At 70.4% G+C, this 14,130-nt stretch carries 11 protein-coding genes; 7 read left to right on the top strand and 4 right to left on the bottom strand.

The features are described 5' to 3' along the window. The first annotated feature begins 114 nt into the window (after positions 1-114). On the top strand, positions 115-1,116 hold the full coding sequence (locus HWX76_RS36295) for a xanthine dehydrogenase family protein subunit M (RefSeq protein ID WP_176017100.1): 1,002 nt from the start codon (positions 115-117) through the stop codon (positions 1,114-1,116). Beyond that, a complete protein-coding gene (locus tag HWX76_RS36290; protein ID WP_124651929.1) occupies positions 1,113-3,338 on the top strand; it encodes a xanthine dehydrogenase family protein molybdopterin-binding subunit in 2,226 nt (741 codons plus the stop codon). Before HWX76_RS36295 ends, HWX76_RS36290 begins: the two co-directional genes overlap by 4 nt. A 9-nt stretch (positions 3,339-3,347) precedes the next feature. Here the strand turns inward: HWX76_RS36290 and HWX76_RS36285 are convergent, their stop codons facing one another. Further along, positions 3,348-4,265, bottom strand: coding sequence for a LysR substrate-binding domain-containing protein (locus HWX76_RS36285; protein WP_124651926.1), 918 nt, complete (start codon positions 4,263-4,265; stop codon positions 3,348-3,350). Positions 4,266-4,376: 111 nt separating this feature from the next. Here HWX76_RS36285 and HWX76_RS36280 point away from each other — a divergent pair, with 111 nt between their 5' ends. Beyond that, the gene (locus tag HWX76_RS36280) at positions 4,377-5,015 is read left to right on the top strand and encodes a glutathione S-transferase (protein WP_124557506.1); all 639 of its coding nucleotides are present in this window, start codon (positions 4,377-4,379) and stop codon (positions 5,013-5,015) included. Between the two features lie 124 nt (positions 5,016-5,139). After that, positions 5,140-7,341 carry a TonB-dependent siderophore receptor gene (locus HWX76_RS36275; protein WP_176017099.1) on the top strand — a complete coding sequence of 734 codons (2,202 nt, stop codon included), beginning with the start codon at positions 5,140-5,142 and terminating at the stop codon, positions 7,339-7,341. 35 nt (positions 7,342-7,376) lie between these two features. Here HWX76_RS36275 and HWX76_RS36270 read toward each other — a convergent pair whose 3' ends face one another. Beyond that, on the bottom strand, positions 7,377-8,657 hold the full coding sequence (locus HWX76_RS36270) for an MFS transporter (protein ID WP_124630942.1): 1,281 nt from the start codon (positions 8,655-8,657) through the stop codon (positions 7,377-7,379). Positions 8,658-8,762: 105 nt separating this feature from the next. Here HWX76_RS36270 and HWX76_RS36265 point away from each other — a divergent pair, with 105 nt between their 5' ends. Beyond that, entirely contained in the window at positions 8,763-9,806 is a 1,044-nt protein-coding gene (locus HWX76_RS36265) for a LysR substrate-binding domain-containing protein (protein ID WP_050014326.1), read from the top strand. Positions 9,807-9,809: 3 nt separating this feature from the next. Here the strand turns inward: HWX76_RS36265 and dapA are convergent, their stop codons facing one another. Further along, entirely contained in the window at positions 9,810-10,703 is an 894-nt protein-coding gene (dapA, locus tag HWX76_RS36260; RefSeq protein WP_050014327.1) for a 4-hydroxy-tetrahydrodipicolinate synthase, read from the bottom strand. Positions 10,704-11,154: 451 nt separating this feature from the next. Here dapA and HWX76_RS36250 point away from each other — a divergent pair, with 451 nt between their 5' ends. Both HWX76_RS36250 and HWX76_RS36245 read left to right on the top strand, forming a co-directional pair. Further along, positions 11,155-12,174, top strand: coding sequence for a sulfate ABC transporter substrate-binding protein (locus tag HWX76_RS36250; RefSeq protein WP_050014328.1), 1,020 nt, complete (start codon positions 11,155-11,157; stop codon positions 12,172-12,174). Between the two features lie 165 nt (positions 12,175-12,339). Continuing rightward, entirely contained in the window at positions 12,340-13,308 is a 969-nt protein-coding gene (locus HWX76_RS36245; RefSeq protein WP_050014329.1) for an ion channel, read from the top strand. A 31-nt stretch (positions 13,309-13,339) separates the two neighbouring features. Here HWX76_RS36245 and HWX76_RS36240 read toward each other — a convergent pair whose 3' ends face one another. Further along, on the bottom strand, positions 13,340-13,954 hold the full coding sequence (locus HWX76_RS36240; protein WP_050014345.1) for a glutathione S-transferase: 615 nt from the start codon (positions 13,952-13,954) through the stop codon (positions 13,340-13,342). Positions 13,955-14,130: the final 176 nt, after the last annotated feature.

The following is a 14,130-nucleotide window of genomic DNA, read 5'->3' as shown; positions in this document are numbered from 1 at the left end:
CCTTCGGTCGTCCCATCGCCATGCTGACGTCTCCCGTTCCGTTGACGTCAACATGCTACGTGAACATAGACCGGTTAACAACGGAACAGGACACTAGGCGGGGAGGGCACCGCAATGGAAGCAATCTCCTACGAACGCGCGACCGACGTCGCCGGCGCCGTGCGCGCGGCGCAGCGGCCCGGCGCGGCCTTCATCGGCGGCGGCACGAACCTGCTGGACCTGATGAAGGGCGGCGTCGCGCGGCCCGTCACGCTCATCGACATCACGCGGATCGCGGGCCTCGATACGGTCGATGCGCTGCCCGGCGGCGGCGTGCGCATCGGTGCGCTCGTGCGCAACAGCGATGCGGCCGATCATCCGCGCGTGCGCGCCGACTATCCGCTGCTGTCGCAGGCGCTGCTCGCTGGCGCGTCCGCGCAATTGCGCAACATGGCGACCGTCGGCGGCAACCTGATGCAGCGCACGCGCTGCCCGTATTTCTACGACCCCGCGTTCGCGCAATGCAACAAGCGCGAGCCGGGCAGCGGCTGCGCGGCGATCGGCGGCCACAACCGGATGCACGCGATCCTCGGTGCGAGCCCGCAGTGCGTGGCGGTGAACCCGTCGGACATGAGCGTCGCGCTCGCCGCGCTCGATGCGGTCGTGCAGGTGAGCGGCCCGCGCGGTGCACGGCAGATTCCGATCGCCTCGTTTCACCGCTTGCCGGGCGATCGTCCCGATCTCGACACGACGCTCGAACCGGGCGAGCTGATCACCGCGGTGGACTTGCCGCCGCCGCGCTTTGCCGACCATGCGCACTATCTGAAGGTGCGCGATCGCGCGAGCTACGCGTTCGCGCTGGTGTCGGTCGCGGCCGCCCTGCGGATGGAGGGCCCGCGCGTCGCCGACGCGCGAATCGCGCTCGGCGGCGTCGCGCACAAGCCGTTGCGTGCAACGGAAGCGGAAGCGCATCTCGTTGGCCGCACGCCGACCGACGCGACGCTGCGCGAGGCGGCCGCGCTGGCATTGCGCGATGCGCGTCCGCTCGACGGCAATGGCTTCAAGGTCGCGCTCGCGCAGCGGGCGATCGTCCGTGCGGTCGAAACGGCAGCCGCCATGACGGGAGGTGCCGCATGAACACGATGACGGGACAGCCGCTCGACCGTGTCGACGGTGTACTGAAGGTGACGGGCGGCGCGCACTACGCGGCCGAATTCTCCGATACGCGGCTCGCGCACGCGGTGCTCGTCACGAGCACGATCGCATCCGGCAGGATCGAGTCGATCGATGCGGCGCGCGCCCGCGCGATGCCGGGCGTGCTGATCGTGATCACGCACGAGAACGCGATGCGGCTGCCCAACGGCGGCCGGCCGCCGCTGTCGCCGCCGGCCGGGCGCCGCCTCACGTTGCTGCAGGACGACACGGTGCGCTACAGCAACGAACCCGTCGCGGTCGTCGTCGCCGAAACGCTCGAGCAGGCGACCGACGCCGCCCATGCCGTGCAGGTGCGCTATCGCGCGACCGATGCCGTCGCGGATTTCGCGCACGCGAAGCGCGGCGCGCGCATGCCGCCGAAGCAGCAGGGCCGCGCGATGGATACGCAGCGCGGGGACGTCGATGCAGGCCTGCGCGAAGGCGCGGTGCACATCGACGCGACCTATACGACGCCGATGCAGCACCACAACCCGATCGAGCCGCACGCGACGATGGCGCGCTGGGACGGCCCGACGCTCACGCTGCACGATGCGACGCAGGGCGTGTCGGGCGCGAGCACGGCGGTGGCCGCCGTGTTCGGCATCGCACCGGAACACGTGCGCGTGATTTCGCCGTTTCTCGGCGGCGGCTTCGGCTGCAAGGGCTCGTCGTGGTCGCACGTGTCGTTGTGCGCGATGGCCGCGAAGCAGGTCGGGCGCCCGGTTCGCCTCGCATTGACGCGGCCGCAGATGTTCGGCTCGGTCGGCGGGCGGCCGTTCACCGAACAGCGCATCGTGCTGGCCGCTCGCCAGGACGGCACGTTGACGGCGATGCGCCACGACACGATCGCCACCACGTCGACGTTCGAGGACTGGATGGAAATGTGCGGGATGCCGTCGCGGATCATGTACGCGGTGCCGAACCACGCGACCACGCACCGGATTGTGCCGCTGAACGTCGGCACGCCGACGTTCATGCGCGCGCCCGGCGAGGCGTCGGGCTCGTTCGCGCTCGAATCGGCGATGGACGAGCTCGCGTGGCAACTCGGCATGGACCCTGTCGCGCTGCGGCTCGCGAATTACGCGGCGGTCGACCCGCAGGACGGCAAGCCGTGGTCGAGCAACAAGCTGCGCGAATGCTACGAGGTCGGCGCGCGGCGCTTCGGCTGGTCGCGCCGCACCGGCGCGCCGCGCACGCTGCGCGACGGCGACACGCTGATCGGCCTCGGGATGGCGGCCGCCACGTATCCGGCGAACCGCAGCGAAGCGTCGGCGCGGGCGCGCATCCTGCCGGACGGCACGGCCGAGGTCGCGTCGGGCACGCAGGACATCGGCACCGGCACCTATACGGTGATGACGCAAGTCGCGGCCGACGCGCTCGGTTTCGCGCCGCAGAACGTGCGCTTCGCGCTCGGCGACTCGAGCCTGCCGCGCGCGCCGGTATCGGGCGGCTCGCAGTCGGCGGCGAGCGTGGCGCCCGCCGTGCGCGAGGCCGCGCTGCAGGCGCGCGCGAAGCTGATCGCGCTGGCGATCGCCGATCCGGGTTCGCCGCTGCACGGCGCCGCGGCCGATGACGTGACGGTCGACAACGGCTGGGTCGTGCATCGCGGCGAGCCGTCGCGGCGCGATCCGGCCGCGGCGGTGATCGCGCGTGCGGGCGGCCGGCCGATCGACGCGCAGGCGACGACGAAGCCGGGCGACGAGAAGTCGCGTTATGCATCCCATTCGTTCGGCGCGGTGTTTGCCGAAGTGCACGTCGACGCCGAACTCGGCACGATTCGCGTACCGCGCATCGTCGGCGTGTACAGCGTCGGCCGCCTGCTCAACGCGAAAACGGCACGCAGCCAGCTGATCGGCGGGATGGTGTGGGGGCTCGGCACCGCGCTCGAGGAGGGTTCGCATCTCGACGTGCGGCACGGCCGCTTCACGAACGCGAATCTCGCCGAATATCACGTGCCCGTGAACGCGGACATCGGCGAGCTCGACGTGAGTTTCGTCGACGAAAACGACACGCATTTCAATCCGCTCGGCATTCGCGGCATCGGCGAGATCGGCATCACCGGCGTGCCGGCCGCGATCGCCAATGCGGTCTATCACGCGACCGGCGTGCGGGTGCGCGACCTGCCGATCACGCTCGACAAGGTGGCGATGCCGATGCGCGCGTGAGCGTCGGCGTCAGCGCCGCGGCGTCCTGCGCCGCACTTCGCCGCGCAGCCAGTCGAGCCACGTGCGGATCGCCGCTTCCTGAGGATGGTCGGGGCGCCACACGACGTAGTGCGCGTACACGTCGGCGATGCGCACCGTCGACACGCGCACGAGCGCGCCGTTCGCGAGTTCGGGCTCGATCAGCGAGCGGCGCGCGAGGGCGACGCCGCGGCCTTGCAGCGCGGCGTCGATCAGCGCGTTCGCATCGGTGAAGCGCGGTGCGCGCGCAGATTCGGTGAGGTCGAGCCGCGCGGCCTGGAACCACGGTTCCCACGGCTGCGCGGGATGGCGCAGCAGCGTCGCGCGCACGAGGTCGGCCGGCGTGCGCGGGGCGACGCCGTCGCGATTGCGGTACGCGGGGCTCGCGACCGGAAAGATCGTCTCGTTCATCAGCTTCTCGGCGACGACGCCGGGCCACGTGCCGGGCCCGTAGCGCAGCGCGACGTCGATGCGGTCGCGCTTGCGCAGCGGCGCGAGCGCGACGTTCGGATGCAGCACGATCGCGATGTGCGGGTGTGCCGCCGAGAAGCGCGGCAGGCGCGGCGCGAGCCAGCGCTCGGCGACGCTCGGCAGCACGCTCACGTTCAGCGTCACGTCGCAGGTGCGCGGGCGGCGCACCGCCAGCGTCGGCTCGAACGCGCGTTCGAGCACGCTCAGGCCCTGGCGAACCTGCAATGCGAGCGCGTGCGCGGCATGCGTCGGCGTCGCGCCGTTGCGTTCGCGCGTGAATAGCGGATAGCCGAGCTGCGCCTCGAGCGCGCGGATGTGCTGGCTGACCGCGCCTTGCGTGAGCGCGAGCTCGTCGGCCGCGCGCGTGAAGCTCTGCAGCCGCACGGCGGCTTCGAACGCGCGCAGCGTCTGCAGCGGAGGGAGGTGGATGCGTCGCATGCGGGTATTAGTAACACTAATGTCCGAGCACGACAATTCATCGTTTGTCGCGCATCGGCATGCGTTCCTACACTCGGTTCCGTCTTCCACAGCCCGTCACGCCAAGCCGCCATGAACGCCTATCGTCTCTATCTTTCGCCGGGCGCCTGCTCGCTCGCCGCCCACATCGCGCTGGAGGAAACCGGCGCGCCGTTCGACGTCGAAATCGTCTCGGTGAAGGAGCGGCAGAACCTCGACGCGCGCTATCTCGCGATCAATCCGAAGGCGCGCGTACCCGTGCTCGCGATTCCGGGCGAGCCGCGCGTGCTGACCGAAACGCCGGCGATCCTCACGTATCTCGCACGCCGCTATCCGGACGCGCAATTGCTGCCGCTCGGCGATCCGCTGCGCGAGGCGCGGTGCCACGAATGGCTCGCCTGGCTGGTCGGCTGGGTGCACGGCGTCGGCTACGGCGCGCTGTGGCGGCCCGGTCGCTTCATCGACGATCCGGCGCTGCACGGCGCGGTCAGCGCGCACGGACGCAGCACGATCGACGCCGCGAACGCGTCGATCGAAGCTCTGCTGGCCGACGGCCGCACGTGGGCCGAGCCGGGTGCGCATTCGATCGTCGATCCGTTCCTGCTCGTGCTGTATCGCTGGGGCGTCGCGATCGGGCTCGACATGACGCGGCATCCCGCATGGACCGTGCATGCACAGCGCGAGGCCGAACGGCCGGCCGCGCGGCGTGCGCTGGCGCGCGAGGCGGTTTGACACGGCGGCGCGGCCGTTCCGTGCGGCGGTTCGTTCGGACCGCGAAGTTCGGACGTGTCCAATTGTCATGTCGCGCCCAATTCTATTGAATGAGAAGCATTCTCATCAATGGAATGGAGTGAACATGAGCCGTTGTATCCAGTCGAGCGCGACGCCGCCGCGCCGCGCGACCGCATCCGTCGCGTTCGCGATGATGACCTGTGCGGCCGCGCCGGCCTGCGCGGAGGAAGGCGAGCCGCGCCGCGCGCCGCATCTGGACCCGATCGTCGTGCACGGCGCGCGCGACGCCGGGTCGCGCGTCGACCGGTCGGGTTCCGCCAAATATGCGACGCCGCTGCTCGACGTGCCGCAGACGATCACCGTCGTCCCGCGCGCGGTGCTCGACGAACAGCAGGCGCTGAGCTTGCGCGAGGCGCTGTCGAACGTCGCGGGCATCACGTTCAACGCCGGCGAGGGCGGCGGCGGGTCGGGCGATATGTTCAATATCCGTGGTTTCGGCGCGAACGCGAACCTGCAGCTCGACGGGCTGCGCGACAGCGCGCAGAACAATCGCAGCGACCTGTTCAACGTCGAGGCGGTCGAGGTGATCAAGGGGCCGAATTCGGTGTTCGGCGGCGCGGGCACGACGGGCGGCTCGGTGAACCTGGTCAGCAAGACACCGAAGGCCGGCGCGTTCACCGAGGCCGGCACGATGCTCGGCACGTCGGACTACCGCCGCGTGACGCTCGATGCGAACCGGCCGCTGCCCGGCACCGACGGCCGCGCGGCGTTCCGCCTGAATGCGATGGCGCACGTCAACGACGTGCCCGGCCGCGACGACATCCGCAAGCGGCGCTGGGGCATCGCGCCGTCGCTCGCGTTCGGTCTCGGCACGCCGACCCGCGTCACGCTCGGCTATTTCCACCAGTACGACAACAACCTGCCCGACTACGGGCTGCCGGCGCACAACGGCCAGGTGCTGGCCGGCGTGTCGCGCGACCGCTATTTCGGCTGGCGCAATCTCGACCGCGAACGCATCACGTCGGATACGTTCACCGTGAAGGCCGAACACGACGTGTCGTCCGGCCTGAAGGTGCAGAACCTGAGCCGCTATGCGCACCTGAATCGCGACACGGTGATTTCGGCGTCGCACGTGAACCTGCAGGGCCTGCCGCCGGGGCGCTACAAGCCGGCCGGGCCGCAGGGCTATGGCCGCGATGCGTCGACCGCGATGTGGGCGAACCAGACGAACGTCACCAGCGCGTTCTCGACGTTCGGCATCGGGCATACGCTGGTCACGGGCTTCGAGATTTCGCGCGAGACGTACGGCCGCACGACCTATTCGTACGGGCTCAACCGCTTCTACCCGGCCGACGGCTTCGCGCTCGCCGCGCCGCCCGGCGTGTGGCGCGGCCCGGCGCAGCGCCAGGACAGCGCGCGCAACGACACAGCGCTGGTCGTGAAGGCGCTGTACGCGTTCGACACGATCTCGGTGGGCCGCTACTGGGACATCGACGTCGGGCTGCGGCACGACTGGGTCGACGGCCGGTCGGAAGGCACCGCGGCCGGCAAGCCCACCGAGCGCGCGGATACGGCCGATCGGCATCTGAGCACGCGCGCGGGGCTCGTGTTCAAGCCGACCGACAACGGTCGCGCGTATTTCGCGTACGGGACGTCGTTCAACCCGTCCGCCGAATTCCTCGTGACCACCGGCTCCGGCGTGAGCGCGGCGACCGGCGCGCTCGCGCCCGAGAAAAACGAGAGCTTCGAACTCGGTGCGAAATGGGAGGGGCTCGCGGGCATCGCGCTGAACGGCGCGCTGTTCCAGACCGAAAAGAAGAACGCGCGCGAACGAATGGCCGACGGCAGCTATGCGCTCGTGGGCCGGCAACGCGTGCGCGGCGTCGAGCTCGGCGCCGCCGGCAAGGTGACGCCGCGCTGGGACGTGTTCGCGAACTACACGTACCTCGCGAGCGTGACGCTCAGCTCGCCGTCGTCGCCGCGGCGCGACGGGCAGGCGCTCGGCAACACGCCGCGGCACGCGTTCAACGTGTGGACGACCTATCGGTTGCCGGCGGGCTGGACGCTCGGCTACGGTTCGCACTTCGTCGGCCGGCGCAACGTGACGTCGCAGGGCGACGGCAAGCTCGGCGCGTACTGGGTGCACAACCTGATGGCGAGCTACGACGTGAGCCGCCGGCTGCGCATCCAGCTGAACGTCGACAATCTGTTCGATCGCGCGTACGTCGAACGCGTGCGGCAGGTGTCGGGCAGCGAATCGCGGTCATCGGCGGTCGAGTTCGGCGACGGCCGTTCGGCGATGCTGTCGGCCGTGTACAAGTTCTGACCGCACCGCGCGCCGTCGGCCGCCGCGCGCGCCCGTCAGCGCGCGAACAGCGGGTAGGTCGCGGCGGCGATCAACGCCGCGGCGAGCCACACCACGCTCCAAGAAGTCGCGGCGAGCAGCGGCGGAATCGCGAGCGGCGTCGCGAACAGGCCGAGGTAGACGACCGTGTTGGCCATCCCGAGCGCGGTGCCCGCGTGGTTCGCACCCGCGAGCGTCGCGAGCTCGGTGTACGCGACGCCGTGCCATGCCGACACGCACACGCCGGCGAACACGAGAATCGCGACGATCGCGGCGAGCGGCACATGCGGGCTGCCGGCCGTCGCGGCCGCGAGCAACGTGAACGACCCGGCCGCGACGAACACGGAACCGCGCAGGTACGCGCGCCGGTTGCCGTGCCGGTCGGTATGGCGGCCGCTCCAGACGCGCATCACCATCGCGCCGAGCTGCAGTGCGACCATCGCCGTGCTGATACCGGCGAGGCCGAGCCGGCCGAAGTCGTGCAAGAACACCGTCGCGAACGTGAGCACCGCGAACTGCGGCGCGCACAGCAGGCCGATGCCGAGCACGATGCGCCACACCGGGCCGCTCGCGAGCGGGTTGCGCGCGTGGCCGGCGGGCTGCGGCTGTGGCACGGCGAGCGGCGTGGCTAGGGACGTGGCGACGTGCGCCGGGGCTGGCGCGGCGGGCGGCTCGTGCAGCCAGCGCCAGGTGAGCGCCGCCGATCCCGCGCACAGCAGCATCAGCGCACCGAACACCGCGGCGAAGCCGGCATGCGACGCGAGCGACGGCAGCAGCGCCGCACCGAGGCCGCCGCCGAGCGGCACGGCCGTCTGGCGGATACTCATCGCGAGCCCGCGTTCGCGCTCGCCGAACCAGCGCATCACCGCGCGCCCGCTCGACCCGTTCACGCTGCCGCCGAGCAGCCCGACGCAGCCCATGGCCGCGACGACCCGCATCAGCGGCGGCACCGCGTGCGCGGTCGGGGCGATCGTGCACATCATCAGCGCGAGCATCGCGGCCGTCGCGACGAGCCCGGTCAGCAGCACGCGGCGATCGCCGAAGCGGTCGGCGGCGATGCCCCACGGCAGCTCGGACAGCGCGACGCCGAAGCCGAGCGCGCCAAGCACGAGGCCGAGTGCGCCGTTGTCGAGGTGGTAGGCCGAGCGCATCCAGACGGCCGTGGTCGGAATGCCGGCCGCGGCAGCCGAAAAGCTCAGGTTCGCGGCGACGCCGGCGCCCAGCACGCGCCAGCGATGGGCCGGCCCGCGCACGTCGCGGGCAGTCGAAGAGGGGGAAGCGATGCACGAGGTATCCATGACGGAGGCCCGATTCGAAGTTGACGTCCACAGTCTGGCGGCCTACATTCATCCTGAAAATCGGAAAGTTTTTGATGAATCGTTCGATAAATCAGGATGATTGAGATGCCCGAACACGACATTGCGCGCGACGGCGGCGAGCCGCTCGCGGGCGCCGACGCGGCGCTGGCGCGGCCCAACTTCGACGTCGCGGCGTTGCGCAGCCTCGTCGCGGGCGTGGATCTCGGCAGTTTCGCGAAGGCGGCCGACCGCGTCGCGCGCTCGTCGTCGGCGGTGAGTGCGCAGATCCGCAAGCTCGAGGAGCAGGCCGGCACGCCGCTGTTCGTGAAAGCCGGGCGCGGGCTCGCGCTGACCGACGCCGGCGACGCGATGCTGCGCTACGCGCGGCGGATGATCGAGCTGAACGACGAGGCGGCCGCGGCCGTGCGCGGCGTGAAGCTCGACGGCTGGGTACGGGTGGGGCTGCAGGAGGATTTCGGCGAGGCGATCCTGCCGGACGTGCTCGGGCGGTTCGCGCGCGCGCATCCGAAGGTGAAGATCGAGGCGCGCGTGGCGCGCAATGCCGACCTGCTCGACCGGCTCGATGCGAACCAGCTCGATCTGGCGCTCGTGTGGGGCGATCCGGCGTCGGCGGCGCTCGTGTCGCGGGCGGGGATCGACGGCGAAGCGATCGCGCACGTGCCGATGCAATGGATCGGCGCGGTGGCGGGCGGGGGTGTCGGGATGCCGGATGGCGGCGGGGATGCGGGTGGGGAGGGCGGTGTCGGCGAAGCGGGCGGTCGTGCGGTGCGGGGGACGGACGAGCCGTTGCCGCTCGTCGTGTTCGACCGGCCGTGCCGGTTCTTCGGCGCGGCGACCGATGCGCTCGACCGCACCGGCGTGCCGTGGCGCGTCGCGTTCACGACGCCGAGCCTGGCCGGGCTATGGGCGGCCGCGGCGGCCGGCCTCGGGCTGACGGTGCGCTCGCATTACGGGCTGCCCGCGTCGGTGCGCGTGCTGGATGCCGCGTCGTGCGGGCTGCCGGCGCTGCCGAGCTTGCCGCTGATCCTGCTGCGACGCACGTCGGCGGCGACGCCGACGGTCGAGCGGCTCGCGCGGATCGTGACGCAGGCGGTGCGGGGAGCGACGGAGCAGGCGCTTGCCGCGTGATTCCTATGCCGCGGCGGCGTCCGGCTCGATCGCCTCGAGCCCCGCACAGAGCTTCTCCAACCGCGCCCGCAACGCGTCGCTCGCCGGCACGAACGGCAGCCGCAACCCGTCCTCGCACCATCCTTGCGCGGCGAGCACGGCCTTCACCGGCGCCGGGTTCGGTTCCGCGAACAGCGCCGCGACGAGCGGCTGCAGCGCGACCGACAGGCGCCGCGCGTCGGCGAGCCGCCCGTCGCGCAGCCACGCGTGAATCCGCACATGCCATTCGGGCAGCACGTGCGCGCTGCTCGCGATCGCGCCGTGCGCGCCCGCGCACATCGCCGCGAAGTTCTGGTTGTCGTCGCCGGACAGGATCGCGAGCGGCGTGTCGTGTACCAGCCGGCTCATCCGGTCGAGCGTGCCGCCGCATTCCTTGATGCCCGCGACGCGCGGATCGCGGGCGAGCGCCTGCAGCGTGTCCAGTTCGACGTTCACGCCGGTGCGGTACGGGATGTTGTAGACGAGCACCGGCAGGTCGGCCGCGTCGACGATCGCTTCGACATGGCGGCGGATGCCGTCCTGCGTCGGCCGCACGTAGACGGGTGGCGTGACGAGCAGCCCGTCGGGCCGCAACGCCGCGAGTTCGCGCGCGCGGGCGGCCGCGAAATGCGTCGCGCTCGCGGTCAGCCCGACGACGATCGGCAGCCCGGGCGCCGCGTCGCGCAGCGTCGCGAACACCGCGTCCTGTTCGCGCGCGTCGAGCAGCACGCCTTCACCGGTCGTCGCACCCGCGACGAAGCCCGCGATGCCTGCGGCCGCATAGTGGCGCGCGAGTCGCGCGAGCGCGGCATGGTCGACTTCGCCGTGGTGGAACGGCGTGATGATCGGCAGCCAGATACCTTCGAAACGTGTGTTCATGCAAAGCCTCATGGTGGAAACGGAGTGGGAAGGAACCGTTCCGCCGGCGGAGTGCCGGAGCGAGGCGTGCGAGCAAGGAGAAAGAAACGACCTGCGGGCATCCCGTCCGGCATTCGCCTGACGGGACGCGACGTCCCCGTCAGTCGAGGAGTCGTTTTTTCAGTTTCAGCCCGGCCGCGCGCGCACCTGCCGCGACGGCGGCGAGGATCGAGGGCGAGCGCAGGAAAGCGGACATGGATGAACCGTGAGTGGGCTGAGCGGCGATCTTAACACCGGGGCGGCGGCGCGCGCGAGCCCCGGCCGTCGTTTAGCATGTTTCGAGATTTGCTTTCCACGACTGATTGGAAGGCGCGCCGCGGCCGGCCGCTAGAATGCCCGCTTACGTTTCGATGACAGCGCGTACGCGGGCGGTCACGCACATTCACCACCACTGGAAACGGGGCATATCACGATGGCAAGCATCAAGGGGATCGGTCGCTGGCTGCACACGGGCGCGGCGGCGGCGCTGGTCGTGGCGGCGACGGCCGCGCACGCGGACACGTCGATCCTGAACGTGTCGTACGACGTGACGCGCGAGCTGTACAAGGACATCAACGCGAGCTTTGCCGCGGCCTACAAGCAGAAGACCGGCGAGACGGTCACGATCAAGCAGTCGCACGGCGCGTCGAGCGCGCAGGCGCTGTCGGTATTGCAGGGGCTGCAGGCCGACGTCGTGACGATGAACCAGCCGAACGACATCGACCTGCTCGCAGAGCGCGGCCAGCTGCTGCCGAAGGACTGGCGCGCGCGTTTCCCGGACAACAGCTCGCCGTACTCGACGACGATGGTGTTCCTCGTGCGCAAGGGCAACCCGAAGGCGATCAAGGACTGGAGCGATCTCGCGAAGCCGGGCGTGCAGGTGATCATCGCGAACCCGAAGACGTCGGGCAACGGCCGCTATGCGTATCTCGCCGCGTGGGGCTTCCAGAAGCAGAAGGGCGCGACCGACCCGCAGGCGCTCGACTTCGAGAAGGCGATCTTCCGCAACGTGCCGGTGCTCGATTCGGGCGGCCGCGGCGCGACGACGACGTTCACGCAGCGCGGCATCGGCGACGTGCTCGTCACGTTCGAGAACGAAGTCGCGCTGATGGACACGGGCGCATCGGGCGCGCAGTTCGACGCCGTGTATCCGTCGGCGAGCATCCTCGCGGAGCCGCCCGTCGCGGTCGTCGACAAGGTGGTCGACAAGAAAGGCACGCGCAAGGTCGCGCAGGCGTATCTCGACTACCTGTACACGCCGGAAGCGCAGGAGATCATCGCGCAGCACCATCTGCGCCCGCGCGACGCGGCCGTGCTGAAGAAGCATGCGGCCGAGTTCAAGGCGCTGAAGACGTTCAGCGTCGAGCAGGTCTTCGGCAGCTGGGCGAACGCGCAGAAGACCCATTTCGCCGACGGCGGCACGTTCGACCAGGTGATCGTCGACCGGAAGTGATCGCGGCGCGCGCCACGCGCGACCCCGCATGACGATTTAGCCGGCCGCTCGTGCGGCCGGCTTTTTTTGCGGCTGCGCGGCGGCTTCCGGTTCCGAAGCGGCCTGCATTCCCGGCCACCGCCGCGCGTGCTACGCTCATCGCCTTCCTGCAACCGGCGCCGCGCGATGAACGTCGATTCGTCTTCCCCAGCCTCCCGCGGCCGTGGCCGCAAGATCTGGTCGGGCACCCGCCCGGTGATCGCGTACGGGATGCCGCCGCTCGGCTGGCGCGACTTCTATCACCGCGCGCTGACGGTGAGCTGGCCCGTGTTCTTCCTGTCGCTCGCGGTGCTGTTCCTGCTGCTCAACAGCGGCTTCGCGATGCTCTATCTGCTCGGCCATGAGCCGATCGCGAACCAGGCGCCGCCCGGCTTCGGCGGCGCATTCTTCTTCAGCGTCGAGACGCTCGCGACCGTCGGCTACGGCGACATGCATCCGCAGACGGTCTATGCGCACCTCGTCGCGACGTTCGAGATCTTCGTCGGGATGTCGAGCATCGCGCTGGCCACGGGGCTCGTGTTCGCGCGGTTTTCGCGGCCGCAGGCGAAGATCCTGTTCGCGCGCAACGCGATCGTGCGGCCGCTGAACGGCCGGATGACGCTGATGGTGCGCGCCGCGAATGCCCGCCAGAACGTGATTGCCGAGGCGCAGGCGAAACTGCGGCTGATGCGCGTCGAAGGCACGCACGAGGGCTACGCGCTGCGCAAGATTCACGACCTGCCGCTCGTGCGCAACGAGCATCCGATCTTCCTGCTCGGCTGGAACCTGATGCACGTGATCGACGAGTCGAGCGCGCTGTTCGGCGAGACGCCCGAATCGCTCGCCGCGCGCGACGCGCAATTGCTGATCACGATCGAGGGTTCGGACGAGACCACCGCGCAGGTCATGCAGGCGCGTCATGCGTGGGCGCATGGCGAGATCCGCTGGCGCCACCGCTATGTCGACCTGATGCACGACGAGGACGGCATCACGCACATCGATTACACGCATTTTCATGAAGTCGTGCCGATCGACGACGACACCGACGAACGCGGTTCGCCGGGCGTGGTGATCGACGCGGACACGTCGGCGCCGGGGCCCGTCGGGCAGGCGTGATCGAGGGCGGCGGGTGCGGCCCCGCTGCGCGTCACGCGTGCAGCAGGCGCGCCGCTTCGCGCTGTTCGATCGCGACCGCGCGGCGGAACGCGTCGCGATCCTCGGCGCGCGCGACGTAGTCGCCGAGCACGCCTTCGTGCGGCAGCAGATGCGCGTCGAACGCGATCTTCAGCGTGCTCGCGAGCAGCAGGTCGGCGGCGGTGAAGCGTTCGCCGACGAGCCAGCGGCTATGGGCGAGTGCTTGCGCGAGGGCGCGCTGCACGCGCGCGATGTTGCCCCAGCCGAACGCGACGGGGTTGCCCGACGCGCCGGTGAATTTCTCGGCCATCGCCGGTTCGAGGCAGGTCGGCGTGAAGAACATCCACTGGAGGAACCGGCCGCGCAGCGGATCGTCGGGCGCGACACCGAGCCCGGCAGCCGAGCAGCGGTCGGCGAGATAGAGCAGCACGGCGCCCGATTCGGCGAACGGCGCGCTGCCGTCGTCGAGCGCGGGCAGCTTGGCCATCGGGTTGACCTGCACGAACGCATCGCTGCCCTGTTCGTGCGAGCGCAGGTCGATCGGCACGAGTTCGTACACCACGCCGATTTCCTCGAGCATCCACAGCGCCCGGAATGCCCGGGTCTTCGGCCAGTAGTAGAGCTTCATCATGCCTCCGCGTTTGGGTGCAGGTGTCGATCCGGTGGATGCTCAAGCGTACCCGAGCGCAGGAGGTTGGGACAGGGGCGCGCGGCGGGGGGTGCCCCTATGTGTTTCGTCAAGCGTTAGGGGCTGACTTGGGTTGGTAAATGGTGCCGTCGCGCAGCATGGCGAACAGGACGTCG

The sequence above is a fragment of the Burkholderia sp. BCC0398 genome (assembly GCF_902833245.1).
Taxonomy (GTDB): domain Bacteria; phylum Pseudomonadota; class Gammaproteobacteria; order Burkholderiales; family Burkholderiaceae; genus Burkholderia; species Burkholderia sola.
Note: the sequence above shows the minus strand (reverse complement) of the source record. Positions and strands in the feature narration are given on the sequence as shown.